The sequence below is a fragment of the Terrabacter sp. GCM10028922 genome, assembly GCF_042666095.1.
GTDB lineage: Bacteria > Actinomycetota > Actinomycetes > Actinomycetales > Dermatophilaceae > Terrabacter.
Genome location: NZ_JBHTFG010000010.1, coordinates 216,938 through 241,439 on the forward strand (window position 1 = coordinate 216,938; position 24,502 = coordinate 241,439).

Genomic DNA, 24,502 nt, shown 5'->3' on the forward strand with positions numbered 1-24,502 from the left:
CGGCGCACGAACCCGAGCAGCACCGGCAGGAGGAGGACGGCATGGACGGACAGGCACCCACCGGTCGGCACGCGCTCGAGCAGGCGCTCTACGAGGTGAAACGGACCATCGTCGGGCAGGACGTGCTCATCGAGCGGATGCTCGTGGCGCTGCTCGCGCGCGGGCACCTGCTCGTCGAGGGCGTGCCGGGGCTCGCGAAGACGATGGCGATCAAGACGCTCGCCCACGCGATCGGCGGCGAGTTCCAGCGGATCCAGTTCACGCCGGACCTCGTGCCGGCCGACCTCGTCGGGACGCGGATCTACAACCAGCGCGACGGCGAGTTCCAGGTGTCGCTCGGGCCGGTGTTCGCCAACCTCGTGCTCGCCGACGAGGTCAACCGTGCGCCGGCGAAGGTGCAGAGCGCGCTGCTCGAGGTCATGCAGGAGCGGCAGGTGACGATCGGCCGCGAGACCTTCCCGGCACCCGACCCGTTCCTCGTCATGGCGACGCAGAACCCGATCGAGTCTGAGGGCACGTACGAGCTGCCCGAGGCGCAGGTCGACCGGTTCATGCTCAAGGTGCTCATCGGATACCCCTCTGCCGCAGAGGAGTTCGTCGTCGTCGAGCGACAGATCGCTCCCGCCGTCGCGACCGTCCAGGTGCTCGACCCGGAGATGCTGCGCGGCTTCCAGCGCGAGGCCGACGCCGTCTACGTCGACCCTGCGGTCATCGAGTATGCCGTCCGGCTGGCCACGGCGACCCGCGAGCCGGCGGGCGTGGGCCGCGACGACCTGGCCCGGCTGCTGACGTACGGAGCGAGCCCGCGTGCGTCGATCAACCTCGTGCTCGCGGCTCGCGCTCTGGCCTTCCTGAGAGGTCGGGACTACGCCTTGCCCGACGACGTGCGGGACCTCGCGCGGGACGTGCTGCGACACCGGATCGTGCTGTCGTACGAGGCCCTGGCCGAGGACCTGTCACCCGACGACCTGCTCGGGCCGATCCTCGAGGCGGTCCCGGCGCCGACGGCTCCGCTGCACGAACGTGCTGCTGGGTCTGGCACTGGGTCTGGTGCTGGATCCGCTGCTGTCGCAGGCGCGTTCGGGGGCGAACCCGGTTCTGTGGCTGGTGACGCGACATGGGCGCGACCGACACGCTGAGCGCCGAACGGCTGCTGCGACGGCTCGAGTGGAGGGTCGTCAAGCGGCTCGACGGCCGGCTCCAGGGCGACTACCGCAGCCTCTTCCGCGGGTCGGGGATCGACTTCACCGACCTGCGCGAGTACGAGCCGGGCGACGACCTGCGCCACATCGAGTGGAACGTGACGGCACGTCTCGACGAGCCGTACGTGCGGGAGTACGTCGAGGAGCGAGAGCTGACGGCCTGGCTGCTGCTCGACCACTCGGCGTCGATGGGGTTCGGGCCGGTCGACCGGCAGAAGGACCTCGTGCTGGCCGAGGTCGCGACGACCCTCGCGCACGTGCTGACACGCAGCGGGAGCCGGGTCGGGGCGATCGTCATGGACACCGGCGTCGACGCGGTGATCCCCCCGGCGACGGGGCGCACGCAGGTGCTGCGGATCGCGAAGACGTTGCTCGACCGGCGCGAGGCTCGGGCAGCCGCGGACGAGGCCGCCGCAGGTGCCGTTGGTGCCGCTGGGCCGTCGGGGCGCGGGTGGTTCGGTCGGCGGAGGGCGGGGACGGTTGGCCGGGCCGGGACGGAGCGGACGGCATCCGGCCACGGGGTGGTGACCGACCTGTCGGTCCTGCTCACGGCTGCGGCGGGCATCGCGCGGCGGCGGTCGCTCGTCATCGTCGTGTCGGACTTCATCAGCGCGGACGGGTGGGACGCGCCGCTCGGCCGGCTCGCGCGGCGGCACGAGGTCGTCGCGCTCCAGGTCGTCGACCCGCGCGAGAGCGAGCTGCCCGATGCGGGTGGGGTGTACGTCGAGGACGCGGAGACGGGCGAGCAGATCTTCGTCGACACGAGTGACGTCGAGTTCCGTGCCCGGCTGGCTGCCGCGGCGGCGGCGCGACAGGCCGACCTGCTCGAGCGGGCGCGGAAGGCCGGCGTGGACCTCTACCCGGTGCGCACCGACGACGACCTCGTGCGCTCGCTCCTGCGGATCTCGGAGCTGCGGCGGAGGCGGCGGCGATGAACGGGGCCTCGACGAGTGCGGTGTCGATGACGTGGCCGTGGGCGCTGGCCGGGCTCCTCGTCGTCCCGCTGCTCCTCGTCGGGTACCGGAGGGTGCTGCGGGTGCAGGAGGCGCGGCGGCAGGCCCTGGCCGCCGAGGGGCTCGTCATGCCGGCGCCACGGCGGTCCCGCTGGCGCCACCTCGGGCCGGCGTTGCTCATCGCGGCGCTCGCGGTGCTCGTGCTGTCACTGACCCGGCCGGTGGCGTCGGTCGGCGAGCCGCGCCGGGAGGGCACGGTCGTGCTCGCGTTCGACGTGTCGAACAGCATGGCGGCCAAGGACGTGAAGCCGACGCGGCTCGACGCTGCGAAGGCGGCGGCGCGGGCGTTCGTCGAGAAGCAGCCGCCCAGTGTGCGGATCGCGGTCGTCGCCTTCGGCGGGACGGCACTCGTGACCCAGCGTCCGACGGAGGACAAGGCGGCGGTGCTGGCAGCGGTCGCGCGGCTGCGGGCCTCCGGGGAGACGTCGCTGAGCGACGGGGTGCTCGGTGGGCTCAGCGCGATCGTCGGCAAGCCGGTCAAGCCGCCCAAGGATGCGGAGGCGGGCACTGCCGACGAGACGCCGATCGGGTACCACGGCGGGACGGCGATCGTGCTGCTCACCGACGGCGAGGACACGACGTCCGTCGACCCGCTGACCGCCGCGGAGCTCGCGTCGGCGGCCGGGGTGCGGATCGAGCCGATCGGGCTCGGGACCCCGGCGGGCACGGTCATCGAGGTCGACGGGTTCAGCGTCGCGACGGCGCTCGACGAGTCGGCCCTCAAGGTGATGGCGGAGACCACGGGTGGGACGTACCGGCGGGCCTCGGATGCCGCCTCGCTCGCGGCTGTCTATGACGCGATCGAGCTGCAGTGGACGATGCGGACGGTGCCGCACGAGGTGACGTCGTGGGTCGCGGCCGTTGCGGCGATGCTGCTGCTCGGTGGGGCCACGGTGTCGGTGCTGCGGCAGGGGCGGGTGGTCTAGGTGTCGTTCGGGCTGCCGGTTCTGTTGTTCACGGTCTTGTTCGCGCCCCTGTTGGCGGCGGTCTACGTGTGGCAGCTGCGGCGCCGCCAGCGACAGGCGGTGCGGTACTCGAACGTCGCGCTGCTGCGGTCGGTCGCTGGTGGCTCGCGGTCGTGGCGGCGGCACGTGCCGGTTGCTCTGGTGCTGGCGGCGCTCGGCCTGCTCGGGCTGGCGAGCGCGCGGCCCCAGGTGCGGGCCGAGGTGCCGGTGTCGAGCGCGACGATCATCCTGGCCTTGGACGTGTCGGGCTCGATGTGCGCGACGGACGTCCCGCCGAATCGGCTTGCGGCCGCGCAGGATGCGGTGCGGGCCTTCATCGAGGGGCAGGACGACGAGACGAAGGTCGGGCTCGTGGTCTTCTCCGGGTTCGCGCAGCTGGCGGTGGCGCCGACGTCTGACCGCGGCGAGCTGCTCGAGGCGATCGATGCGGTGACCACGGGGCGCGGCACGACGATCGGGGCGGCGATCCTGCGGTCCATCGACGCGATCGCCGAGCTGGACCCGAACGTCGCACCGGCAGACGTCGTCGACGAGCCGACGACGGATGGGCCGGGCCTTGCTCCCCCACCCGTGCCGACTCCGACGGCGACGGGCGGTGCTGGCGGTGGCGGGTCCGACGCCGGCGGTGGGAAGCCGGACGTCGCGCCCGAGATCATCGTGCTGCTCACCGACGGTGCGAACACCCGTGGTGTGACACCGGCCCAGGCGGCCGAGCAGGCGGCCGAGCGCGGGGTGCGGGTCTACCCGATCGGCTTCGGCACGACGAACCCGACGCAGATGGCGTGCACGCGCGACCAGTACGGCGGGTTCCAGCAGCCCCGGACCCGCGACTTCAGCGGCGCCGGCGGCGGGTCGATCGGTGGCCGGAACTTCCTGGTCGTCGACGAGGCGGCGCTGCGCTTCGTCGCCGACAAGACGGGCGGCGAGTACTTCGCCGCAATCGACGCGGACGGCCTGACCAAGGTGCTGGCCGACCTGCCCAAGCACGTCACGGTCAGCGAGCAGGACATCGACCTCAGCGCCGGCGTCGCCGCCCTGGCGGCTCTGGTCCTCTTCGCCGGGGTGGGAGTCGGGATCCGCGGAACGCGGCGCGCGTGAGGAGACACACGCCCGAGCGGTTAGTTGTTGGGGGCCACGGGCCTGTCGCTGACCGGAGTGATCTCGCACAACGTGACGCCGGCGCCCGGCTTCAGGAACGCCTGGAGGTGCGCGATGTCGTCGGTCTCCACAACCAGGTACGTGGTGTGCTGCGGGAAGGCCAGCCAGAAGCCGTGGACCTTGACGTCGGGGTGGCCGCCGTCGAACAGCGAGCGTGAGCCGCCCGCCCCGAACGGGCAGTCCGCCGGTGCATGGGACTGCTTGATATGGAACAGCATGGCGCTCCTCGTTCATCGTGCGTCCGAGCGGACGCCTCCCGTCGCCTCAGCGTCTGACGACGGCCCCGCGAGGCAACCTGATCCTTTCAGGTTGACGCCCACCTGAAAGGGGAATCAGAGAACGGGCCGTCTCGGAGACCGCGGACGTTCTCCCGCACGGGTTCATCGGCTTGCTCGGTCAACACTGCCCACGGAGAGGCAGGCCTGCGTCAGGCCGGCTTGATGGACAGAACGACTCGAGGAGGGTTCTCACGGCGGACGAGGCGCTCGATGAGCATGAAGAGCCGGTACTCGAGTCCGTACTTGTCCAGCAGCAGTGCCGCGACCTGGTCGACCACCTCGTCGTCCCGGATGATCTCTGCCACCCCGTCGACGGCGCGGGCGCCCTTGGGGACGCGACCGCGACGACCACACGGTGTCAGTGTGACTCGGGGATCGACGAGCAGGCGCTTGAGCTTGCCCGTCCCCTCCGGTGTGCTCATCAGCAACCCCTGTCCGTCGCGGAGCACCCACATGGGCGTCGGGACCGGGGCCCCCGAAGCCCGATAGGTCGTCAGCGAGACGAACCTCTCGCCACCGAGTTGGGTCAGGGTGGGCTCGGGAGGCATGGCCCATTCATACCAGCGGGCTGCAGCGCCACCTCCGCACCCCGGTTCCGCTGGGATCCGGGTGACCGAGCAGGGACCGGCGCGCCTGTCTCGTGAGCGATGCGCCGAGCGCACGCCCGCCGGTCACAACGCGTGGTTCGCCATCCGTGAGAGCACACGCGACCCCGCGGGAAATGTCCAGATCACCCGATCTGCCCCGTGCTGGCTGGGGTACCTTGGCAGCAAAATGCTTCGGAGGTGACGGGATGATGGCCGAGGACAAGTGCTACCAGGTCTCGTGGGATGAGGACCGCGGGGTTGCACGCACGGACTGGCTCCCTGGGGCGGTGTGCGGCATCGAGGAGGCTCGTGCCGTCGACGCCGAGATCCACGCCTTGGGTCAGGGCAGGGTCCTTTCCCTCGTCGATCTGCGTCAGGTCGCCTCGATCGACAGGCCCGCGCGGGAGTTCTTCATGGATCGCAACCCCAACTACCGCGCGGTCGCGCTCGTGGCCGGTTCCGCGTCCACGAGAATGCTGGCCAACTTCTTCCTGGGCCTCAAGCGGGGCGCGATCCCGGTGAAGATGTTCACCTCGGAGTCCGACGCCGTCACCTGGCTGCAAGCACAGGCATGACCGAATCCGGCGAGCGCGGCATCGACATCGTCGTCGAGCTGCTGACGAGCCTCGCCGCAGGCGACCTGGACGCCCGCGGGGCGCGCACTCCGGACGACGAGGACCTCGACGCTGTGATCGTCGGGATCAACATGCTTGCCGAGGAGCTCGGCGCCCATCGGGCGGAGCTGGAGCAGCGGGTGCAGAGCCGCACCATCGAGCTCGAAGCCGCCCGCAGGGAGGCCATGGAGGCCTCGAGGCTGAAGTCGGAGTTCCTGGCGACGATGAGCCACGAGATCCGCACACCGATGAACGGCGTGATCGGACTCACCAACCTGCTTCGGCAGACGAACCTGGACGCGACCCAGCGGCGCTACGCCGAGGGTCTGCAGAACGCCGGCGACGCCCTCCTCAACGTGATCAACGACATCCTCGACTTCTCCAAGCTCGAGGCCCGGATGGTGGATCTCGAGCTCGTCGACTTCGACCCCCGGCGGCTGGTCGAGGCGGTGGCCGGCCTGCTGGCCCCGACCTCGTCGCGCAAGGAGCTGGAGCTCATCGCCTACTGCACGCCCGAGGTCCCGGCGCGGCTGGTCGGCGACGAGGCGCGACTGCGTCAGATCCTGCTCAACCTGGGCTCCAACGCCGTGAAGTTCACCGAGAAGGGCGAGGTGGTGATCACGGCGCGGGTCAGCGAGGCGGACCCGGCCCGCGTGCGGTTCCAGGTGTCGGACAGCGGGATCGGCATTCGTGAGGACGCTCAGCACACGGTGTTCGACTCCTTCACGCAGGCCGACGCGTCCACCACCCGCAAGTACGGCGGAAGCGGGCTCGGGCTCGCGATCTCGCGGAGGCTGACCGAGGCGATGGGCGGCGTCATCGGGTTGGAGAGCGAAGAAGGCGTCGGCAGCACGTTCTGGTTCGAGGTGCCGTTGCAGGTGGCGGTGACCGATGAGCCACCCAGCCCGGGTCGCGACCTGCTGAGGGGCCTCCGGGTCCTCGTCGTCGACGACAACGCCACCAACCGGCTGGTCCTCGAGTCCCAGCTCGCCGAGTGGGGAATGCGCCCCGACGTGGTGGAGCACCCGCAGGCCGTCCTTCGACTCATGCGTACCGCTCTCGCTGCCGGCGATCCGTATGTGATCACGGTGTTGGACATGTGCATGCCGGAGCTCGACGGCCTCGAGCTGGCCGGCCTCATCTCCGCCGACGAGACGCTGGCCGACACGCTGCTGATCATGCTGTCCTCGACCGTAGACGTCGACCCGGCCGCCCTGCGGCACGCCGGTGTCCGGGAGCTGTTGAGCAAGCCGGTGCGCAGCTCAGAGCTCTTCGACCGGATTGTCACGCTGGTCGCCGGCACGCCGCGCATGACGGCGCGAACGAAGGAGCCGGTGGCGCAGGCCCGCGCTGCGACGACGTCCGCGCGCGTGCTCGTCGTGGAGGACAACACCGTGAACCAGCTCGTCGCCGAGGGACTGGTCTCACACCTGGGCTACCTGGTCGACATCGTGGAGAACGGTGCCGAGGCCGTCGACGCCGTCGCGGGCACGGCCTACGCAGCTGTGCTGATGGACTGCCACATGCCCGTGATGGACGGGTACTCCGCGACCGAGGAGATCCGACGGCGTGAGGCCGGCGGTGAACGGGTGCCGATCATCGCCATGACCGCCGGAGTGACGTCGGAGGACCGTGAACGGTGCCTGGCATCCGGAATGGACGCCTACGTCGCCAAGCCCATCGACGTCGCGACGCTCGAGGATGTCCTCAGCCGCTGGGCGCGGCTGGCCCCCAGCCGCGCTGACCAGGCCGGCGACGACTCGGAAGCCTCGTCCGACAGGGACGCTCCAGCGATCGACCAAGGGCGCCTTTCCATCCTGCGCGGGCTCGGCGCGACGGACGGGCGGAGTCTGCTCGGGGCGTTGACCCATGCCTTCACGACGCGCTCCCCGGTGCTGCTGTCGACGATGCGCCGGAAGCTCGACAGCGGGGACGCCGCCGGACTGCAGGACGCTGCCCACGAGCTGGCGGGATCCGCGGCGAACATCGGTGCAGTCCGGGTCGCCGACCTCGCTCGTCAGGTCGAGACCGGCGGACAACCCACTGCGGTGGACCTTCTCGATCGGCTGGGGCACGAGCTCGAGCGCGCGGGCCGACTGTTGCGTGCTGACCTCGCCAACCAGTCGGGGCGCACGTCGGCGGAGCAGTCGGCCCCGAACCGGCGACCCGCGGACTAGGTCGAAGCCCACGTCGCGGATCCCCACGTGCACGGCCGCCGCTCTCGCACCCGTGACCACCACGACCTCGAGACGGCGTCCGCCCGTTCAGTGACCGCAGCAGGAGTGCGGGTCCCGGCGGGTGCCGGCACACCGGGTCACCGCAGTGACCGAGGCGGTGGCCGCAGCTGACCGGCTCGCGGCTTGACGCGCAGCGCTCGAGTCGGCGTCGTGCACCACCTCGCCGGCGATCAGGGTGTGCTGCACGACCGTGCCGCGTACGTCGTTGACCGACACCCGGGTCAGGTCGCGGTCGAGCACCATGAGGTCGGCGCGCTGGCCGACAGCCACGGTGCCCGTGCCTTCGGAGCGCAGCTGCTCGGCTGAGCCCCTGGTGTGCATCCGCAGCGATGCCTCGCGGCTGATCGCCTCGCTCGCGACGAGCGGGGTGGTGTCGCCCACCGGGTCGAGGCGGTCGATGGCGGTGGCTATCTGGTTGAACGGGCGGAACGGGTCGACCGGCCAGTCCGACCCGCCGACGAGAGTGGCGCCGGCCCTGGCGAGGCTCTGGGCCGGGTAGAGCTGCCCCCACCGGGACGGGCCGATGAACGGTTCGAGGGCGTCGAGGGTGAAGACGTTTCGAACGGCCCACTGCAGCTGCATCGATGCGAGTGTGCCGAGCCGGGCGAAGCGGGCGAGGTCGTGGCGGTGCACGAGCTGCAGGTGGGCGATGGTGTGCCCGCGACGCTTCGAGCGGCCCCCGCCCGCCAGGACGGCGGCCTCGTAGGCGTCGAGGGCGGTGCGCACGGCGCGGTCGCCGATGGCGTGCGAGTGCATCTGCCAGCCGGCCGCGTCCAGGGCGATCGCGAGTTGGGCGTACTGGTTGCTGGTGATGTAGAGGTCGCCGAGGTTGTCGGTGGGCTGACCGTCCGTGTCGAGGTAGGGAGTCAGCAGCGCGGCCGTCTGCGCCGGAAACTCGATCACGCCGTCGACGAACACCTTGGTGGTCGTGACGTGCAGGCGTGGGTTGTCCTGGTGGGCCGCTTGCAGGGTGCGCAGCCACGCGACGGTGTCGCGCGGGGCGAGGGTCTGCTCGACCGAGAGTCGCACGGCGGGTGTGACGTTCTGCAGCAGCAGCCCCTTGGCCTGCAGCTCGGCGTAGGTCGCGATGCTGTCGGGACCCGAGGCCGCGTCGAGGAAGGACGTGACGCCCTGCGAGAGGAGGAAGGTCGCCATCGTCGCGTACGCGGCATCCAGTCGGTCCTGCGACGGCGGGGGGATGACATCACCGACGAGGCCCTGCGCGTTGTCCTTGAGCAGTCCCGTGGGTTCACCGCTGGCGTCCTTGACGATCTCGCCCCCGGCTGGGTCCGGGGTATCGCGGGTGATGCCGGCGAGCGCGAGCGCGCGGCTGTTGACGAAGCTGTTGTGGAAGTCGGACCCCTGCAGGTAGATCGGCCGGGTGGTGGCGATGGCGTCGAGCTGCGCCTTGTTCGCGACCGTACCGGCCGGCAGCATGCCGACGGGGTTCCAGTCGGTCACCTGCAACCAGGCGTCGGGGCCGGCATCCGAGGTGGCGTTGATGAAGCCGGCGAGGATCTCCTGCAGCTGCGGCACCGTGACGCTGGCGTTCTGCAGCGACGGGTTGAGCGACTGCGCGGCGGCGCCGAGCGGGTGCATGTGGCCGTCGTGGATGCCCGACATGATGCTGCCGCCGGCCGCGTCCACGACAACGGTGCCGCGCGAGATCCAGCGGCGCACGTCGCGCGACCGGCCGACCTCGAGGATGCGACCGTCGGTGCCGATCGCGACCGCCTCCAAGCCGCCGCCTGCCCGCTCGGTGCCGGTGAAGACCCGGCCGCCGAGGATGACGGTGCGCGCCCGCCGCGCAGCCGTGTTCACGTCCGCGGCCCTGGCCGTGGCAGCGCCGGCCGTCATGGCCGTCAGGGCTCCGACGGCTCCTGCGCCGGCGACGAAGCTGCGACGGCTGATGCTCGGTGTCACGTGAACCTCCGTATGCGGTGGGGCGCCGGCCTGGGCGACCGCGCTCTGGTGCTGCTCGGCCCGACGCTGGATGATGAACGCGTTCACCACAAGGGGGTAGCCATCACCTCTCACCATCGCCAGCGGCCGACCGTCAGGCAGGTCGCCGCAGCCGCTGGGGTCTCGGCGGCGACGGTCTCGAACGTGCTCAACGGCACCGGCCGCGTCGGCGAGGCGACCCGGGCCCGGGTGCTGGCCGAGGCCCAGACGCTCAGCTACCTACCCTTCACGTCGGCGCGAGCCGGGGCCCGAGGGGGCACCGGCATCATCGGGCTCACCCTGACGACCTACGGCGACGCCGCCGTGGACTACACGCAGATCCCGTACTACGCCGACCTCGTGCTCGCCGCCATCGGTGCGGCCATGCGGCGCGGCTACCTGCTCGTCGTGCTGCCCAGCTCGCTGTCGTCGTGGTCATGGCTCTCGACGCCGCTGGACGGGGTGATCCACTGCGAGCCGCGCCTGGCCGACCCGGTGCGCGGCATCCTCGAACGTCGGCAGATCCCGATGGTGTGCGTCGGGCGGCCGGTCGAGCTGCGGCGCGACGACTACTGGGCCGACACCCGTGTCGAGCTGGCCGTGACGGGGCTGCTCGACCATCTCGCGGACGCCGGCGCGCGTAGGCCCGCGCTGGTGGTGCCTGACCACGACGACTCCTACCCGATGATCGTGCGGCAGGCCTGTCGCGACTGGGAGGCTGCCGGCGGCATCCCCGTGCGGCTGGCCTCGTTCGCGCTGGAGCCGAACTACCCCGTCGCCGAGCAGCAGGCTGTCGACGAGCTGCTCGGCCAACCGGAGCGACCCGACGCCCTGGTCGGGGTCTACACGGACTCCGGCACCCACATTCTGCGGGCCGCCGAGCGGCTCGGTCTCGCCGTGCCCGATGACCTCAAGGTGGCCTGCATCAGCGAGGACCCCGGCTACGCGTGGACCGATCCCCCGGTCACCACCGTCAGCCTCCAACCGCGCCTGCTCAGCGTCGAGGCCGTCGACCTTCTGCTCGCGGTCATCGACAAGCGCAGCGGGGTGCGCCGCTGGCGACTCGTTGACCCGACCCTCCACCCGCGCGCCTCCACCGCATCCTTTGCGGGTGGCGCCGTGGAATCCAGCTGATCGCCCAGCAGCCCAGGCATTCCCACCAGTTTGGCTTGTGCCCATGGCGATCCTGCGCCCACGATGAAGGATGCGCTACGTGGAGCTGCGACGGCACACCGACAACGACGGCGACGATCTGACCGCCCTGGGTGTGGCGGATGCGGAGGCGATCGGCCGCGAGGGTCTGCAGCCGCCGTATGCCGCGTTCATCTCCTCCGGGGCGGCCCGCGCCACGCAGATGGTCACCATCCTGCGCCACGCAGCCGGGCAGGACGACTCCCCCATCTCCGAGGTGCCGGGGCTGCGCTCGTCGGTCGAGGACCGCTGGCGGGCCGCCGCCAAGGCTGCGGGTAAGGGCGCCACCGTCGAGCGGATCCGCGGGATCGACCCAGATCTGGTCGAACACGAGGAGCGGCTCCTCGGCGCAGCGCTGCGCGGGGTCGTCGAGTCACTTCCCGAGGGCGGCCGGGCCCTGGTCGTCGGACACAGTCCGACGAACGAGGCTGCGGTGGCCGGCCTGACAGGTGAGGTCGTCGAGCCGCTCGGCAAGGGTGCCGGCGTGCTGCTCGTCGAGGACGACGGCAGGTTCACCGTCAGACCGCTGTAGGAACGCCGCAGAGCCGAGCTACGATCTGAGCCGCGGATCGGACGGCAGGGGGAGCCATCCGCTGCCTTGCAGTCGACCGAGCAACGAGGAGAGCAGTGCTGGCCAGGTATCCGGGGCGCTGCGCGCGTTGCCAGGCGCCGATTCACCCGGGGGACACGATCGCCAGCGCGGGCGGCGACTCCAGAGTGTGGGCGCACGCGGACTGCGACACCGAACTCGTGCTTCCTGGCTTGGCGCCGCAGTCGGCGCCGGCCCGCGCGATGCCCGGTAGGACGGCGGTCACGTCTCGCAACGTAGCGAAGACACCGAAGACACCGAAGACACCGAAGGCGCCGATGTCGGTTCCTGACGGTGCGACGTTCGTCTACACCGACGGCGCCTGCGCGGGAAACCCCGGCCCCGGAGGCTGGGCATGGGCGATCGACCGTGAGCAGTACGCGTCCGGCTCCGAACGGCCCAGCACGAACCAGCGGATGGAGATCCGCGCCGCACTCGAGGCCGTCACAGCTCTCACGGGACCTTTGGTCGTGGTCAGCGACTCGACGTATGTCGTGAACTGCTTCCGCGACCAGTGGTGGGCTGGCTGGGTGAGTCGCGGCTGGACCACGTCACAGAAGAAGCCCGTCGCCAACCGTGACCTCTGGGAGCCCCTCGTCCAGGCCGTACGCGAGCGTGGCGATGTCGCCTTCCACTGGGTCAAGGGTCACTCCGGCCACGAGATGAACGACCTGGTCGACCAGCTCGCCGTGGCTGCCAGCCACGCCGTCGACTGACACCCGTCTCACCTCGAGAGCAGCACCGACCCACACTCGACCTACGGTCGCGACGTCGGATCCGGCAGCATGGGGCGGGATCCTTCCTGTGTGAGCGGAGTCCAGACATGACCAGACCGTTTCGATTCGGGGTCGTCGCCCCGGTGCTGACAGACATGGCTACGTGGCAAGACCGCGTGCGCCGCATCGCCGACAGCGGCTACTCGACTCTGCTGATGCCCGACGTACCGCAATGGCAGCCCGCGCCCGCCCCGACGCTCGCGTTCGCAGCCGCCCAGACTGACCTGCGCGTCGGCACCTGGGTCTATGCGTCCCCGCTTCGTCCAGCCTGGAGCACGGCCTGGGAGGCGCACTCCATGTCGGTGCTCACCGAGGGTCGCTTCGAGATGGGCATCGGCACCGGGCGGCCCGGCCTCGAGGACGAACTCCGAGAACGTGGGATGCCCGTCGCATCGCCGGGAGAGCGGCTGGGCCAGATGCGCGAGACGGTGGCGATGCTGCGAGACCTGGACGGCCCCGACCTTCACACGCCGGTGGTCATGGCCGTTCGGGGGCCGAAAGCCCGGGCGCTTGCCGTCGAAGTCGCCGACACGGTCACCGTCGCAGCACTTGCGAGCGACACTCGCGCCGCTGTAGCCGGTATAGCCCGCGATCTCCGCGCTGCGCGCGATGTCGAGCTGGCCCTGCACGTGCCGGTCGTCGGCGACGCTGTCGCGCCGTTCATGGCGTCCGCGCGTGACACCGATCCGGCCGCGTTGCGGGCCGCGGACTCCCTGGCCGTGCTCCCGGATGACCCGGCGGCCGCAGCCGAGGAGATCGAGCGGAGGCGTGAGGAGATCGGCTACTCGTACTTCGTCGTCGGCGCCGACTCCGCCGAGGTCTTGGCCACGACGGTGGCCAAGCTGGCCGGTCGGTAGCCCGCGCAGCCCTGTGGGCCGGCACCGAGTGTGCGAGCTGGGCTGGCTGGTCGTCGGCCAAGCCCCACCGGAGTGCATGAACAGTGACCGTCGGAACGTAGGCTCGAGGTGCCAACTGGCTCCTGACCAGCACGCCGAGGAGGCTCCGTGTCTCACACACCATCCCGATTGCGGACGATTCTGCCGACGTCAAGTCGCACGGCCCTCGGTGCGACCGTCGCCGGCGGCGTGCTGACAGATCTCGCGTCGGCTCCCGAGCGGATGAGCCGGCTATTCCGCAGCCGCTACCCCATGGTGGCCGTGACCGGAATGACGGGGGTCGGTAAGAGCCAGCTCGTTGACCGCCTGACGCGGCGCGCCTACGACGACGCCGTGGCCGCGGTGGGCTCGGCGGTGATGGAACGTCGGACCCGCCGCTCTGCCCGGCTGCACGGCTTCCGCTTCCTGGTGGTGCCGGGTGACAACGCGGCGACGCGGCTCGGTGCCCTCGACGAGGTCTTCCATGACGAGCCGGTCGACGGGGTGATCCATGTAGTCGCCAACGGCTACGCCACACCGCGGCGTGCCGCAGGCACCACAGGCACGGCGACCTCGACCCGCGAGGAGCAGCTCGCCGCGGAGCTCGAGGACTGGACGATCACCTCACACCGAATCGCCTCGATGGCCGTCCGCCGTCACAAGCCGATCTGGCTCGTCATAGCCGTCACAAAGACCGACCTGTACCCCGATGACGTGGACGAGGTGGTGCACTACTACTCGCCGGGCAGTGGCTCGCCGTTCGGCGACAGGGTTGACGCGTTGCGGGCCCTGGCTGGCGGCGCCAAGCTCTCGATCGACGTGCTGCCGGTGTCCAGCCAAGGCGGCGACCGCAAGTCGGCGATCCCGGCGAAGCGCGCGAACGCCATGGTCGATGCCCTCGCGGACCGTCTGGCCCAGCTCAGCGGTCACTCCTGAGCGATGCGCAGCGAGTGCGCCAAGATGGCACGGTGGACGCACCACCCACTGACGTCATCCGAGTCCTCATCGTCGACGACCACACCCTCTACCGACGAGGCCTGCGGACCGTCCTCGCCATCGAGGACGGCATCGAGGTAGTCGGCGAGGCAACCGACGGCGTCGAGGCCGTCGACCAGGCCGAGGAGACCCTGCCCGACGTCATCGTCATGGACGTCGGGATGCCCAAGCGCGGCGGCATCGACGCCTGCCGCGTCATCAAGCAGCGCGTTCCCTCCGCACGCATCCTCATGCTCACCGGCTCCGACGACGACGCCGACCTCTTCGAGGCGGTTCGGGCCGGCGCCAACGGCTACCTCCTCAAGGACCTGACCGACGAGATCGCCGCCGGCATCCGCGGCGTCTTCCACGGCCATTCGCAGCTGTCACCCCTGATGGCGACCAAGCTGCTCGAGGAGTTCAAGCAGATGAGCCAGCGCGCTTCGGCGCCCACCGCCGCCCTGGGGATCGAGCTGCCGCGACTGACTGAGCGGGAGCTCGAGATCCTCGACCTCGTCGCGCAGGGCCGGCTCAACCGCGAGATCGCCGAACGGCTGGTCATCTCGGTGAACACCGTCCGTAGCCACATCCGCAACATCCTCGAGAAGCTCCAGATGCACTCGCGCATGGAGGCCGCGATGTATGCCGTGCGCCAGCGGCTCATCGACCCCGGCCGGTGAATACTGATCTGACGAGCGACCCGGTCGGGGGCCTCGGACGAGAGGAGCTGTCATGGCATCGGTACGCACGCACCTGTGGTTCGGGAACGACCAGGCCGTCGAGGCGGCGAACTTCTATGCCGACAACATCCCGAGCTCGGCCGTCACGAGAGTTTTCACTGCGCGTACCGAGCCCGACAAGCCCATCGCTGAGGTCGTGGAGTTCACCGTCGCCGGACACGAGGTGATCGGGCTCAATGCAGGACCGGAGTTCCACCTCAACGAGGCGTTCTCCTTCTATCTCCGCGTCGATGGGCAGGACGAGGTCGACCAGTTCTGGGAGATCCTCACCGCCGATGGCGGCGAACCCGGCCCCTGTGGCTGGTGCAAGGACAAGTTCGGCGTCTCGTGGCAGGTCATCCCCCGCGAGCTCGAGGAGCTGTCCGGCGACTACACCAGCGCCGCCAACCAGCGGGTCTGCCAGGCGATGCTCACGATGGGCAAGATCGACGTCGCCGAGCTCCGGGCGGCTTACGACGGCGGCTGATTACGGGAGGACACGGGCTGCAGCTCAAGACTCCGCGACAGGCCGGCCGACCACCATGGCCTGCAGAACGTCGGGAGAGAAGGTCTCGGCGGTCTGGACGTCGAGCCGTGCACCTAGCCCGTCCAGGACTCGAGTGAAGAATGAGCGGGCGGCCGCCGCGAAGACGATGTCTGCGATGTCGGCGTCGGTGAGTCCGAGCTCGAGCAGCGCATCGATGTCCTGCTGTCCGATCGACGACGCGTCCTTGGCCACCCGGCCGGCGAAAAGGTAGACAGCACGGTCCTGCTCGTCGAGGCCGGCACCGCTCGGGTCCTCGGCGATGGCGACCATCGTGGACTCGTCTCCACACACGTCCCGCAGGAACTTCGAGTGCGCGGCGGTGCAGTACGTCGATCGCAACGCCCGGGCCGCGCCGATGGTGGCGATCTCGAAGCGGCGACGGTCCATTCCGTCACGCACGGTCTTGTTGAGCACTGTCCACGCCTTCGCCACCTCCGGCCGGGTGGAGAACGCTTGGGCGAAGTTCGGAAGAAACCCCCAGGCCCTCTGCTGTTCTTGGTAGAACTCGGCCAGCGCGCCGGCGGCGGACTCCTCGGGGACCGTGTCGATGAACATGCCCCCGATCCTCTACCTACCGAGCAGTTGTCGCTAGGCCAAGACCTTCGCTCCTGGCCCGCGATCCGCGACCGTGCCGAGTTGGCGCGCAGAGTTGCACACAGACGAATCTTGCGGAAATCACGCTGGTTCCTGCCCATTCATCTTGCAGTCCGCGCGGCAGAGTTCTCGTCATGGGGAGGGACCGGCCGCTTCGTGGGGGATGGTCGGAGCAGTAACCGGTCGGGGGGACCGGGTGTGGGGGAGTTGAAGGGTGGGTTCTGCCGGGGGGTCGGCGGGACCCACCCTCATCCCATTCCGGGTAGCGGGCAGGGTGGCGTGGCGGTGCGCTGGCCTCGCTTCGTGTCCGCTGAGTCCCGTCACCTGGCCGCGAGGCGGGCGCGGCCCTGGGGCCTGGTCTACCGGATCTGCCATGGAGCGACCGAGGGATCGCGTCGCCGGGAACTAGCATCGACGGTGGGCTGCCGAGCATCTCGATATCGGCGTTGATCGCCGTGCCGCCCCTGCGGCCCGATGAGAACGGTCACCCTGGTCGGTCTTCCTGAAACCGACTGCAAGCGCAATCACCAACCGAGGAGCGCGCCGATGTCACTCACCCGGATCCACAACCTCTCCATCTCTCTCGACGGATTCGCCACCGGCGAGCCACAGTCCGCCGATGCACCCTTCGGCCATGCGGGCGAGCGTCTACACGAGTGGATGTTCGGTACCCGGTTCTGGGACGCGAGCGGAACCGCCGGAGTCGACAACGCCTTCGCCGAGCGCCACAGTCACGGCATCGGCGCCGAGATCATGGGCGCGAACAAGTTCGGTCCGCCCGGCTGGCAGGACGACCCGGGTTGGAAGGGCTGGTGGGGCCCGAACCCACCGTTTCACACACCGACCTTCGTGCTCACCCACCACCAGCGGCCCTCGATGGAGATGGAGGGCGGCACCACGTTCCACTTCCTCGACGCCGCGCCGGCCGAGGCGCTTGAGACTGCTCGCCAGGCAGCCGACGGACAGGACGTCAGGCTCGGCGGCGGCGCCACCGTCGTACGCGACTTCCTCGCCGGGGGGCTCGTCGACCACATGCATCTCGTCCAGGTCCCGATCGTGCTCGGCCGCGGCGTCCGCATCTGGGACGGCCTCGAGGCCCTAGAGGATGCCTACGACGTGGAGGCGGTCTCGTCCCCCAGCGGCGTCACCCACCTCACGTTCACCCGGAAGGCGGCCTCCTGAACGTCGATGTCGAGCGGCAAGCCCGATGGGCGCGCGCGAGCGGACGGTCCAGCGTCCTGCGAGCGGTCATCCCCCGCTGCCGGTGGGCCGGGCGCTGCCCTCGAGGCGCTCCTTGAGGTGCTGGTAGCTGCGGGGTGCGCGTCGCGCGGCCATCGGCCGGACGAGCAGCGGCACGATCAGCCGACCGAGGCCGTGGGCCTCGAAGTCCATGCGGAACGTGACCCGCGACCTGGAATTGTCCTCGAGGGGCTCGACATTGAGGACGACGCTCGGTCGCACGGGCCCGTCGACGCCGTGCGCTGCCCAGTGTGTCGGTGGCGCGCTCTCGGTGATCTCCTGCGTCATCGCACGCTTGCCCGGACCGACGCGCCGGACCGTCGTGAACCTCGCGCCGACCTCACTCTTCTCACCTCCCTCCACCATGCGTGCACTCACGACGTCGTCCTGCCACTCCGCGAACCGCGTCGGGTCCGTGGCGTAGGCGAAGATCTCGTGGCACGGGCGAGCGATCTCGACCTGAGACATGATCGGGGACATGGTGTGCCTCCTTCCCCGCTGAGTCCGGGGGACCGGGCCCTTCTCCAGCCTCGTACGGCCGCCTGGGTCGATCAAGGGCTCATCCGCTGGTCCGACATCGCGCTGACGGTGACGACCGTCCGATTCCGCCGCGCCACCAACCGCATCCACATGAACCCGGGAGCACCCGTCCCACCTCAACCTCTGGGTCGTGCCCGCCGAGTGAGTGGGCCGCCGGACGATTCGGCGACCTTCGCCCGGGTTCCGGCGCGATACTTGACCCGTGGCTGGTCGTTATGTCGACGACGTCGCGGCATTGCGCGCGGCGGTCTTCGACGGCGCGGGCGTGGTTGACCCGGCACTTCGGCGCGCGGCGGGGACCGGGGCGGCCGTGCCCGAGGTGTGGGCGGCATACGTGGGCAAGGTGCGCGACGCGTCGTACAGGATCACCGACCACGACGTCGCCGCGCTCAAGGCCGCCGGCTGCGCCGAGGAGGAGATCTTCGAGATCACCGTCGCCGCAGCGACGGGCGCCGCGCTGCAGCGTCTCGACATCGGCCTGCGGGCCATGCACGAGGAGCCCTGAGATGCGCCTGGAGATCCTCGAACACGGCCACAAGCTGCCCGCGCGGCTGTTCATCCGGCTGAGCGAGCTGCTGTTCCGTCAGCCGATGGACAACGTTGCACTCACCGCGATGCACAGGCCGGACTTCTGGGGTCGCCCCTTCTTCGCGGTCGGGACGCAGGTGCTGCGCGGACCGTCGTACTGGACCGTCGGCGAGCGCGAGTACATGGCAATGCTCGTCTCACGGCTCAACGACTGCCCCTTCTGCGCACGCGTGCACACGGAGACCACGAGGATCGAGGCGCGTGGCGAGGTCTCGATCGACGACCCTTCGGTGCGTCGCCCCGAGCTCGCCGCGGTGATCCCCCTGCTCGAGAAGCTCACGAAGGACCCGGAGTCGTGCGGACCGGCTGACATCGACGCTGCCCGGGACGCGGGTGTCCCCGACGAGGCAATCATCGACGCACTCCACGTCGGGTTCCTGTTCAACACGGTCAACCGGATGGCCAACGCGTTCGACTGGACCTGGGAGTCCGAGGGGCACGTGCGGGTCGCCGCGAAGGTGATCCACCGGATCAGGTACCGGCTTCCAGGATTCATCCTGCGCTAGACAAAGGCATGGGCAACTGCGGCATGCTTCGCACCGTGCCCTGACCCCAGCCCGGCCGTCGCGCGAGCTGCTCACGCCAGTTGGCTGGTCGCCTCTCCGCCGGCCACGGCGGCATGAAAAGAGCGATCCCCCGACCGGAAGGTCGGGGGATCGCCAGCGACCGGGTCGCCGGATGCTGTCTTGGGTCAGATGCCCTTGACCTTCTCCGCCTGGGGGCCCTTCGGGCCCTGCGTGACGTCGAACTCGACCTTCTGGCCTTCCTGCAGCTCGCGGTAGCCGCCGCTCTCGATGGCCGAGTAGTGAACGAAGACATCGGCGCCGCCGCCGTCCTGCTCGATGAAGCCGAAGCCCTTTTCGCTGTTGAACCACTTCACGGTGCCTGTTGCCACTGGTGTTGCCTCTTCTTGTTAGCGAGGCCTCCCGTGTGGAGACCTCAGGCTGCCGATGGTCACGACGAGCGCGACCCGCGAACCTTCGCGCGGCGGCTCAGTCGTGCCCGGCCCGTGATGCGTGGACCGGGACGGCAGCTGGGATTGACGGTAGCAGCCGCCGGCGTCCTTGCCCCGGTCTGCTCGTGGACGACGTTGGATGCGCGGTCTTTCAACTGCAGACGTTCCGCCATTCGGGCACGGCCGGCCCCCCAAGGGGCAGCCTGGCTGTGCGGGATGTCGTACGTTGCCGCAATGACCGACTACTGGATGGTGTTCACGGGAGAGCGGGACGATGCCGTGGTCCTGGGCGACACGGCACCGACGGACAGTGCGCGCTCGTCGCTCCCAGTCACCGGCACGGTGGGCCTGTGAACGGCGGGTCTTCGACCGACAAGGCATCCGCCCTGCTCGCCCTGCATGCCGGTCCAGGCTTCGTGCTTCCCAACGCCTGGGATGCCGGCTCCGCCCGAGTCCTCGAGCAGGTCGGCTTCCCGGCCATCGCCACGACCAGCGCAGGCATCGCGTGGTCCTGCGGGGTCCCGGACGGCGGAGCCCTGGACCGAGACCGGATGCTCGAGCACATCGGTCGCATCGTCGCCGCGGTGGGCGTGCCCGTGACCGCGGACCTCGAAGCCGGTTATGGCGACACTGCCGAGGACGTCGGCCGCACCGTGGCCCGTGCCGCCGAGCTCGGCGCGGTGGGCGCCAACATCGAGGACGCCAGGGAGGGTGGGCTTTTCGGCTTCGACGAAGCGGTCGACCGCCTCGCGGCCGCCCGGGCTGCGGCGCCCAGCGGCACCTTCGTGCTGAACGCGCGCAGCGACACGTACTTCGCCGGCACGAGTGTCGACGCCTTTGCCGAAACGATCGAGCGGGCGGGCCGGTACCTCGAGGCCGGGGCCGACTGCGTCTTCGTGCCCGGGGTCGTCGAGGAGGAGACGATCCGTCGACTCGCTGCCGCCATCCCCGGCCCGCTCAACGTGGTCGCCGGGCTGGCGAACACCATCGACGCGCCCACGCTCTTCTCGCTCGGCGTCAGACGGGTCAGCCTCGGCGGCAGCCTGGCCCGTGCCGCGCTCAGCATGCTGGAGCGCGCCGGGCGGGAGCTGCTCGACACCGGAACACTCGGCTTCCTCGACGATGCGATCGCCTACGCCGACCTGCAGCAACGCTTCAGCGCGTGAGCCCTCGCGTCCGCGGCGGCAGCCAGACGGCAGAAGCAGGTATGCGGCCCGAGCGCTCGGAAGCGCACCGGTCGCTCCCCTCCTGAACCGCCACGCCACGCAACATCCCGGCGTACAGTCTGACCAGGATCGGGTGACCCGGAGTGCGAAGTGGGCGTTGAGTGGCAGCAGTTTGAGTCGGGTCCGGCGGACGCCGAACACACCGTGCTGTTGCTACCCGGCGGCATGTGCAGCGCGCGCTCGTACCTGGAGGTGACGCAGCAACCCAGCCTGTCCGGTCTGCGGCTGGTGGCGGTGACCCTGCCCGGACACGCCGGCGCGCCGTCCCCGGACGACTACAGCCACGAGGCCTATGGACGAATGGCGGCGCGGCTCGTGGCCGAGACCGGCGCCGATGTCGTCGTCGGGTTCAGCATGGGCGCCAACGTCGCGTTGGAGATAGCAGAGAAGAAGCTCTTCACCGGCCCGACCGTGTTGCTCGGCATCAGCTTGTCGTTGCCCGACGAGTCGGCGTTCTTCATCAACGTCGTCCGACTGTCCAAGGTGCTCGGCGGCTTGCCGCTGGCGCTGATGAAGAGGGCCGCCGGGTCGATGGTGAAAGGAGTCCCGGTACCACCGGCGCGGCAGGCCGAGCTGGCCGGGGACTTCCGCAGGACCAGCACGCGGGACATGCGCCTCGGACTTCGCGAGTACCTGAAGTGGCTGAACAGCGGCGAGGACCACGCCGCGATGCTGTGCCGCTCGGGTGTACCGACGTGGGTCGTGCACGCCGAGAAGGGTGACGGCGGGCTCACCGACGCCGAGCGCCGCACGTTGGAGGCATGTTCGACGGTCGAGATCGTGACCATTCCCGGCAACGTGTTCTTGCTGCCGAACGAGGTGCCCGACCAGATCGCGGCTGTGATCAACGCTGCCGTCGCCGCGGTCAACGCATGATTTCAGGGGCGAACGCGTCTGGGACACGTCAGGAGGACTTGTGGGCACGGTGATCATGCACAACGTGGTGTCGGTCGACGGCTTCATCGCCGACGACAACGACGACGTCGGACCACTCCACGACTGGTACTTCAGCGGGGACACGCCGATCGTCGAGACCGGTGCCCAGGAGTACGACCACTCCGGAACCGGGGCCGGATTCAAGGTCTCGAGGACTTCGGCGGACTACGTCCGACCGATGTGGGAGTCGATCGGTGCCACCGTCATGGGCCGCCACCTGTTCGACCTGGTGAACGGCTGGGATGGTCAGCCACCCGCAGGCGACCACGTCGTCGTGGTGTCGCACCGACCCAAGCCCGAGGGCTGGCACCCCGAGGCGTCCTACCACTTCGTCGATGACGTCACCGCGGCCATCACAACAGCTCAGCAGCTGGCAGGCGACCGAACCGTCAGCGTGAACGCAGGGGACGTGGGGAGCCAGATCCTCGCCGCCGGCCTCGTGGACGAGGTGGCGATGGACGTGGTGCCGGTGGTGTTCGGGTCGGGCAAACGCTACTTCGGCGGCATGGACGGGCAGCTTCTGCTGGAGGATCCCCACGTGGTCATCCAGGGCGACCGGGTGCTGCACCTGAGGTTCAAGGTGCGCCCTCCCGCTGCCAGTGACGCGAGCGCGAGGTAGGTGAGTCGTTGCCGGCTTGGGTGCCCGCCAGAGTCAAGAGTTCGTCGGCAGGCGGACCACGGCTCGCAGGCCCGGGGCGGCGTCCTCGAGGCGCACGTCGCCCCCGCTGCGCTGCAGCAGCGCCTGGGTGATCGACAGGCCGAGGCCGCTGCCCCCGCTGTCCCGGTCACGGGCCTCGTCGAGCCTCGTGAACCGGTCGAAGACCCGCTCGCGGTCCTCGACGGAGATGCCGTGGCCGTCGTCGGTGACGGTGATCTCGACCTGGTGGCCAACCGAGGTGGCGTCGAGGACGACGCGGGTGCGAGCATGCCGGACCGCGTTGTCGACGAGGTTCGTCAGGGCGCGCGTCACGTCGCCCTTCGGTCCCCGCGTCTGCAGGCGACGACCGGCGAGCCCGGGTGAGGTGCGCACCGGGACGCGGGCGCCGCCGTAGCGGCCGGCGACGTCCGAGAGGAGCGCGCCGACGTCGACCCCGGAGGACTGACGTGTCGCGGCGGCGTCGTCGGCACGCGCCAGCACGAGGAGGTCGTCCACGAGCATCGTGAGGCGGTCGACGTCGGCGAGCAGCTCGGCCGGCAGGTCGCCGCCCTCACCCAGGCGCTGTGCCACCTCGAGCTGGGTGCGCATGCTGGCGAGCGGGCTGCGCAGCTCGTGGGCCGCGTCGGCGATGAAGGCGCGCTGCTTGCGCCGAGCGACCGTGATCCGGTCGAGCATCGCGTTGAGGGTCGTCGCGAGCGCGCTGACCTCGTCACGGGTCGGTGGCACGGGAAGGCGCTCGCTCTCCGAGGACGACTCGTCGATGCGCTCGGCACCCTGCCGGAGCGCCTCGACCGGAGTGAGGGCCGCGCCGATGACGCGCCACGCGATGACCGCCAGGACGGCGAGCAGCAGCGGGAAGATCCACAGCAACAGGGTGCGAAGTGTCCTGGCGCTCTGCTCGATGTCCCCGGTGGGCGCCGCTGCGACCACGGCGTACTCGCGGCCCGTCGGCACGGCCGCTCCCGCCGGGACCGCCGCGACCTGCAGCCGGCCCGAGAGGCCGGAACGGTTGCCCGGGACGATCACCTGCTCGCCGGCGAGGGCTCGCCGCAGCTCGTCGGGCGTGACGAGGGCGGTCAGCCGGTCGGCCGTCACGGACCCGGCCACCACGCGGCCCTGGGCATCGAGGACCTGGACGACCAGGGCCCCGGAGACCGGGACCGGGTCGGGCATGCGGCCCGAGTCGACAAGCAGGGCCACCTGCTGTGCGCTGGCCCGGGCCGTGCCCTCGATGGAGCGCCCGAGCGAGGCAGAGAGCACTGCGTAGAGGAGGAGGCCGCCGATGAGGAGTGCGCCGGCGAGTCCGGCGAGGCCGATGAGCAGCAGCCGGGCCCGGATGCTCAGCCGGGCGAACCGATGCCGCACCGACCGGCGGCGTGGCTCGTCGGTCACGGCGCCATCCGGTAGCCGACGCCGCGAACGGTCTCGATGCGCGTCCTGCCCAGCTTGCGGCGCAGGTAGCCGATGTAGACCTCGACCACGTTGGCATCGTCGAGGTTCCCCCAGACCTTGTCGAGGAGCTCCTCCTTGTGGACGGCGGCGGGATGCGCGCGGAGGAGGTGCTCGAGGACGAGGAACTCCCGGGGGGCGAGCGACACCTCCGAGCCGTCGGCCTCGACGCGGTGGGCTGCCGGGTCGAGCGTCACTCCGGCGGCCTCGAGGACCGTGGGGCGCGGCGCGGGGTCACGGCGGAGCAAGGCCCGGAGCCGGGCCACGAGGACCACGAAGGAGAACGGCTTGGTCAGGTAGTCGTCCGCGCCGTAGTCGAGCCCGTCGGCCTCGTCGTACTCCCCGTCCTTGGCCGTGAGGAGCAGCACCGGGACCCAGTTCTGCTCGGCCCGAAGGGTCTTCACGACCGTGTAGCCGGACAACCGCGGCAGCATGATGTCGAGGACGACGACGTCGTAGGCGCCGAACCGTGCCGCCTCGAGCCCCGCCTGGCCGTCCGCGACGTGGTCGACGACGAACCCCTCGGCCGTCAGCCCGCGCACGATGGCGGCGGCCATCCGGGCCTCGTCCTCCACCAGCAGCACCCGCACACCGCCACGATGCCACGGGGCGACGGCGGCGCGCGGCTCCTCCCGGCTCCACGGTCTCAG

27 protein-coding genes are annotated in these 24,502 nt (G+C 70.3%); 19 read left to right on the plus strand and 8 right to left on the minus strand.

Annotated elements, in window-relative coordinates; all coding sequences use genetic code 11:
* Positions 1-41 precede the first annotated feature (41 nt).
* The 4 genes from ACFQU3_RS11660 to ACFQU3_RS11675 are packed head-to-tail and all read left to right on the plus strand — an operon-like array spanning position 42 to position 4,278.
* Positions 42-1,139, plus strand: coding sequence for an AAA family ATPase (locus ACFQU3_RS11660; RefSeq protein WP_385909898.1), 1,098 nt, complete (start codon positions 42-44; stop codon positions 1,137-1,139).
* Complete coding sequence (locus ACFQU3_RS11665) at positions 1,118-2,137, plus strand: DUF58 domain-containing protein (protein WP_385909900.1); 1,020 nt, start codon at positions 1,118-1,120, stop codon at positions 2,135-2,137. The genes ACFQU3_RS11660 and ACFQU3_RS11665 overlap by 22 nt, the downstream gene beginning before the upstream one ends.
* Complete coding sequence (locus ACFQU3_RS11670; RefSeq protein ID WP_385909902.1) at positions 2,134-3,141, plus strand: VWA domain-containing protein; 1,008 nt, start codon at positions 2,134-2,136, stop codon at positions 3,139-3,141. Before ACFQU3_RS11665 ends, ACFQU3_RS11670 begins: the two co-directional genes overlap by 4 nt.
* Positions 3,142-4,278, plus strand: coding sequence for a VWA domain-containing protein (locus ACFQU3_RS11675; RefSeq protein ID WP_385909904.1), 1,137 nt, complete (start codon positions 3,142-3,144; stop codon positions 4,276-4,278).
* A 20-nt stretch (positions 4,279-4,298) separates the two neighbouring features.
* Here the strand turns inward: ACFQU3_RS11675 and ACFQU3_RS11680 are convergent, their stop codons facing one another.
* Both ACFQU3_RS11680 and ACFQU3_RS11685 read right to left on the minus strand, forming a co-directional pair.
* Positions 4,299-4,556: a DUF3303 domain-containing protein gene (locus ACFQU3_RS11680; protein ID WP_385909906.1), complete on the minus strand. Its 258-nt coding sequence runs from the start codon at positions 4,554-4,556 to the stop codon at positions 4,299-4,301.
* 209 nt (positions 4,557-4,765) lie between these two features.
* Entirely contained in the window at positions 4,766-5,164 is a 399-nt protein-coding gene (locus ACFQU3_RS11685; RefSeq protein ID WP_385909908.1) for a PPOX class F420-dependent oxidoreductase, read from the minus strand.
* A gap of 248 nt (positions 5,165-5,412) precedes the next feature.
* Here ACFQU3_RS11685 and ACFQU3_RS11690 point away from each other — a divergent pair, with 248 nt between their 5' ends.
* Both ACFQU3_RS11690 and ACFQU3_RS11695 read left to right on the plus strand, forming a co-directional pair.
* Positions 5,413-5,778 carry a hypothetical protein gene (locus tag ACFQU3_RS11690; protein ID WP_385909910.1) on the plus strand — a complete coding sequence of 122 codons (366 nt, stop codon included), beginning with the start codon at positions 5,413-5,415 and terminating at the stop codon, positions 5,776-5,778.
* Positions 5,775-7,994, plus strand: coding sequence for a response regulator (locus ACFQU3_RS11695; RefSeq protein ID WP_385909912.1), 2,220 nt, complete (start codon positions 5,775-5,777; stop codon positions 7,992-7,994). The genes ACFQU3_RS11690 and ACFQU3_RS11695 overlap by 4 nt, the downstream gene beginning before the upstream one ends.
* 87 nt (positions 7,995-8,081) lie before the next feature.
* On the opposite strand, the gene ACFQU3_RS11700 is transcribed toward ACFQU3_RS11695, so the two are convergent.
* The gene (locus ACFQU3_RS11700) at positions 8,082-10,064 is read right to left on the minus strand and encodes an amidohydrolase (RefSeq protein ID WP_385909914.1); all 1,983 of its coding nucleotides are present in this window, start codon (positions 10,062-10,064) and stop codon (positions 8,082-8,084) included.
* On the opposite strand from ACFQU3_RS11700, the gene ACFQU3_RS11705 reads away from it, so the two are divergent.
* The 7 genes from ACFQU3_RS11705 to ACFQU3_RS11735 all read left to right on the plus strand — a co-directional run bounded on the left by ACFQU3_RS11705 (position 9,990) and on the right by ACFQU3_RS11735 (position 15,607).
* Complete coding sequence (locus tag ACFQU3_RS11705; protein WP_385910490.1) at positions 9,990-11,129, plus strand: LacI family DNA-binding transcriptional regulator; 1,140 nt, start codon at positions 9,990-9,992, stop codon at positions 11,127-11,129. The genes ACFQU3_RS11700 and ACFQU3_RS11705 overlap by 75 nt on opposite strands.
* A 79-nt stretch (positions 11,130-11,208) precedes the next feature.
* Positions 11,209-11,718, plus strand: a complete 510-nt coding sequence (locus ACFQU3_RS11710; RefSeq protein WP_385909916.1) for a hypothetical protein — start codon at positions 11,209-11,211, stop codon at positions 11,716-11,718.
* 335 nt (positions 11,719-12,053) lie between these two features.
* The gene (locus tag ACFQU3_RS11715) at positions 12,054-12,491 is read left to right on the plus strand and encodes a ribonuclease H (RefSeq protein WP_385909918.1); all 438 of its coding nucleotides are present in this window, start codon (positions 12,054-12,056) and stop codon (positions 12,489-12,491) included.
* A 155-nt stretch (positions 12,492-12,646) separates the two neighbouring features.
* On the plus strand, positions 12,647-13,408 hold the full coding sequence (locus ACFQU3_RS11720) for an LLM class flavin-dependent oxidoreductase (RefSeq protein WP_385909919.1): 762 nt from the start codon (positions 12,647-12,649) through the stop codon (positions 13,406-13,408).
* Positions 13,409-13,636: 228 nt separating this feature from the next.
* Positions 13,637-14,362 carry a hypothetical protein gene (locus ACFQU3_RS11725; protein WP_385909921.1) on the plus strand — a complete coding sequence of 242 codons (726 nt, stop codon included), beginning with the start codon at positions 13,637-13,639 and terminating at the stop codon, positions 14,360-14,362.
* Positions 14,363-14,394: 32 nt separating this feature from the next.
* The gene (locus ACFQU3_RS11730) at positions 14,395-15,081 is read left to right on the plus strand and encodes a response regulator (RefSeq protein WP_385909923.1); all 687 of its coding nucleotides are present in this window, start codon (positions 14,395-14,397) and stop codon (positions 15,079-15,081) included.
* Positions 15,082-15,133: 52 nt separating this feature from the next.
* Positions 15,134-15,607 carry a VOC family protein gene (locus ACFQU3_RS11735; RefSeq protein WP_385909924.1) on the plus strand — a complete coding sequence of 158 codons (474 nt, stop codon included), beginning with the start codon at positions 15,134-15,136 and terminating at the stop codon, positions 15,605-15,607.
* Positions 15,608-15,631: 24 nt separating this feature from the next.
* On the opposite strand, the gene ACFQU3_RS11740 is transcribed toward ACFQU3_RS11735, so the two are convergent.
* The gene (locus tag ACFQU3_RS11740) at positions 15,632-16,222 is read right to left on the minus strand and encodes a carboxymuconolactone decarboxylase family protein (RefSeq protein ID WP_385909926.1); all 591 of its coding nucleotides are present in this window, start codon (positions 16,220-16,222) and stop codon (positions 15,632-15,634) included.
* A gap of 585 nt (positions 16,223-16,807) precedes the next feature.
* Here ACFQU3_RS11740 and ACFQU3_RS11745 point away from each other — a divergent pair.
* Positions 16,808-17,443, plus strand: coding sequence for a dihydrofolate reductase family protein (locus ACFQU3_RS11745; RefSeq protein ID WP_385909928.1), 636 nt, complete (start codon positions 16,808-16,810; stop codon positions 17,441-17,443).
* Between the two features lie 66 nt (positions 17,444-17,509).
* Here ACFQU3_RS11745 and ACFQU3_RS11750 read toward each other — a convergent pair whose 3' ends face one another.
* Positions 17,510-17,980, minus strand: coding sequence for an SRPBCC family protein (locus ACFQU3_RS11750; RefSeq protein WP_385909930.1), 471 nt, complete (start codon positions 17,978-17,980; stop codon positions 17,510-17,512).
* Positions 17,981-18,242: 262 nt separating this feature from the next.
* Here ACFQU3_RS11750 and ACFQU3_RS11755 point away from each other — a divergent pair, with 262 nt between their 5' ends.
* Both ACFQU3_RS11755 and ACFQU3_RS11760 read left to right on the plus strand, forming a co-directional pair.
* Complete coding sequence (locus tag ACFQU3_RS11755) at positions 18,243-18,545, plus strand: hypothetical protein (RefSeq protein ID WP_385909932.1); 303 nt, start codon at positions 18,243-18,245, stop codon at positions 18,543-18,545.
* A 1-nt stretch (position 18,546) separates the two neighbouring features.
* Positions 18,547-19,134 (plus strand): carboxymuconolactone decarboxylase family protein, encoded by a 588-nt coding sequence (locus tag ACFQU3_RS11760; RefSeq protein WP_385909934.1) that lies wholly within the window; start codon positions 18,547-18,549, stop codon positions 19,132-19,134.
* Positions 19,135-19,319: 185 nt separating this feature from the next.
* Here the strand turns inward: ACFQU3_RS11760 and ACFQU3_RS11765 are convergent, their stop codons facing one another.
* A complete protein-coding gene (locus tag ACFQU3_RS11765) occupies positions 19,320-19,523 on the minus strand; it encodes a cold-shock protein (protein WP_009777120.1) in 204 nt (67 codons plus the stop codon).
* A gap of 410 nt (positions 19,524-19,933) precedes the next feature.
* Between ACFQU3_RS11765 and ACFQU3_RS11770 the strand changes: the two genes are divergently transcribed.
* The 3 genes from ACFQU3_RS11770 (at position 19,934) to ACFQU3_RS11780 (ending at position 22,364) form a co-directional block, all read left to right on the plus strand.
* Positions 19,934-20,749 carry an isocitrate lyase/phosphoenolpyruvate mutase family protein gene (locus ACFQU3_RS11770; RefSeq protein WP_385909936.1) on the plus strand — a complete coding sequence of 272 codons (816 nt, stop codon included), beginning with the start codon at positions 19,934-19,936 and terminating at the stop codon, positions 20,747-20,749.
* Between the two features lie 150 nt (positions 20,750-20,899).
* Positions 20,900-21,685, plus strand: a complete 786-nt coding sequence (locus ACFQU3_RS11775) for an alpha/beta fold hydrolase (protein ID WP_385909938.1) — start codon at positions 20,900-20,902, stop codon at positions 21,683-21,685.
* Between the two features lie 40 nt (positions 21,686-21,725).
* Positions 21,726-22,364 carry a dihydrofolate reductase family protein gene (locus ACFQU3_RS11780; protein ID WP_385909940.1) on the plus strand — a complete coding sequence of 213 codons (639 nt, stop codon included), beginning with the start codon at positions 21,726-21,728 and terminating at the stop codon, positions 22,362-22,364.
* A 33-nt stretch (positions 22,365-22,397) separates the two neighbouring features.
* On the opposite strand, the gene ACFQU3_RS11785 is transcribed toward ACFQU3_RS11780, so the two are convergent.
* Together ACFQU3_RS11785 and ACFQU3_RS11790 are read right to left on the minus strand one after the other, a co-directional pair.
* A complete protein-coding gene (locus tag ACFQU3_RS11785; protein WP_385909942.1) occupies positions 22,398-23,795 on the minus strand; it encodes a sensor histidine kinase in 1,398 nt (465 codons plus the stop codon).
* Complete coding sequence (locus ACFQU3_RS11790) at positions 23,792-24,442, minus strand: response regulator transcription factor (RefSeq protein WP_385909944.1); 651 nt, start codon at positions 24,440-24,442, stop codon at positions 23,792-23,794. Before ACFQU3_RS11790 ends, ACFQU3_RS11785 begins: the two co-directional genes overlap by 4 nt.
* Positions 24,443-24,502 lie beyond the last annotated feature (60 nt).

Excerpts from the sequence above, each read along its gene's own strand:
- ACFQU3_RS11705 (WP_385910490.1), top strand. The coding sequence starts at position 9,990 with ATGCGGTGGGGCGCCGGCCTGGGCGACCGCGCTCTGGTGCTGCTCGGC.
- ACFQU3_RS11720 (WP_385909919.1), top strand. The coding sequence starts at position 12,647 with ATGGCTACGTGGCAAGACCGCGTGCGCCGCATCGCCGACAGCGGCTAC.
- ACFQU3_RS11670 (WP_385909902.1), top strand. The coding sequence starts at position 2,134 with ATGAACGGGGCCTCGACGAGTGCGGTGTCGATGACGTGGCCGTGGGCG.
- ACFQU3_RS11685 (WP_385909908.1), bottom strand. The coding sequence starts at position 5,164 with ATGCCTCCCGAGCCCACCCTGACCCAACTCGGTGGCGAGAGGTTCGTC.
- ACFQU3_RS11745 (WP_385909928.1), top strand. The coding sequence starts at position 16,808 with ATGTCACTCACCCGGATCCACAACCTCTCCATCTCTCTCGACGGATTC.
- ACFQU3_RS11740 (WP_385909926.1), bottom strand. The coding sequence starts at position 16,222 with ATGTTCATCGACACGGTCCCCGAGGAGTCCGCCGCCGGCGCGCTGGCC.
- ACFQU3_RS11735 (WP_385909924.1), top strand. The coding sequence starts at position 15,134 with ATGGCATCGGTACGCACGCACCTGTGGTTCGGGAACGACCAGGCCGTC.
- ACFQU3_RS11660 (WP_385909898.1), top strand. The coding sequence starts at position 42 with ATGGACGGACAGGCACCCACCGGTCGGCACGCGCTCGAGCAGGCGCTC.
- ACFQU3_RS11750 (WP_385909930.1), bottom strand. The coding sequence starts at position 17,980 with ATGTCCCCGATCATGTCTCAGGTCGAGATCGCTCGCCCGTGCCACGAG.
- ACFQU3_RS11715 (WP_385909918.1), top strand. The coding sequence starts at position 12,054 with ATGTCGGTTCCTGACGGTGCGACGTTCGTCTACACCGACGGCGCCTGC.
- ACFQU3_RS11665 (WP_385909900.1), top strand. The coding sequence starts at position 1,118 with ATGGGCGCGACCGACACGCTGAGCGCCGAACGGCTGCTGCGACGGCTC.
- ACFQU3_RS11690 (WP_385909910.1), top strand. The coding sequence starts at position 5,413 with ATGGCCGAGGACAAGTGCTACCAGGTCTCGTGGGATGAGGACCGCGGG.
- ACFQU3_RS11695 (WP_385909912.1), top strand. The coding sequence starts at position 5,775 with ATGACCGAATCCGGCGAGCGCGGCATCGACATCGTCGTCGAGCTGCTG.
- ACFQU3_RS11760 (WP_385909934.1), top strand. The coding sequence starts at position 18,547 with ATGCGCCTGGAGATCCTCGAACACGGCCACAAGCTGCCCGCGCGGCTG.
- ACFQU3_RS11680 (WP_385909906.1), bottom strand. The coding sequence starts at position 4,556 with ATGCTGTTCCATATCAAGCAGTCCCATGCACCGGCGGACTGCCCGTTC.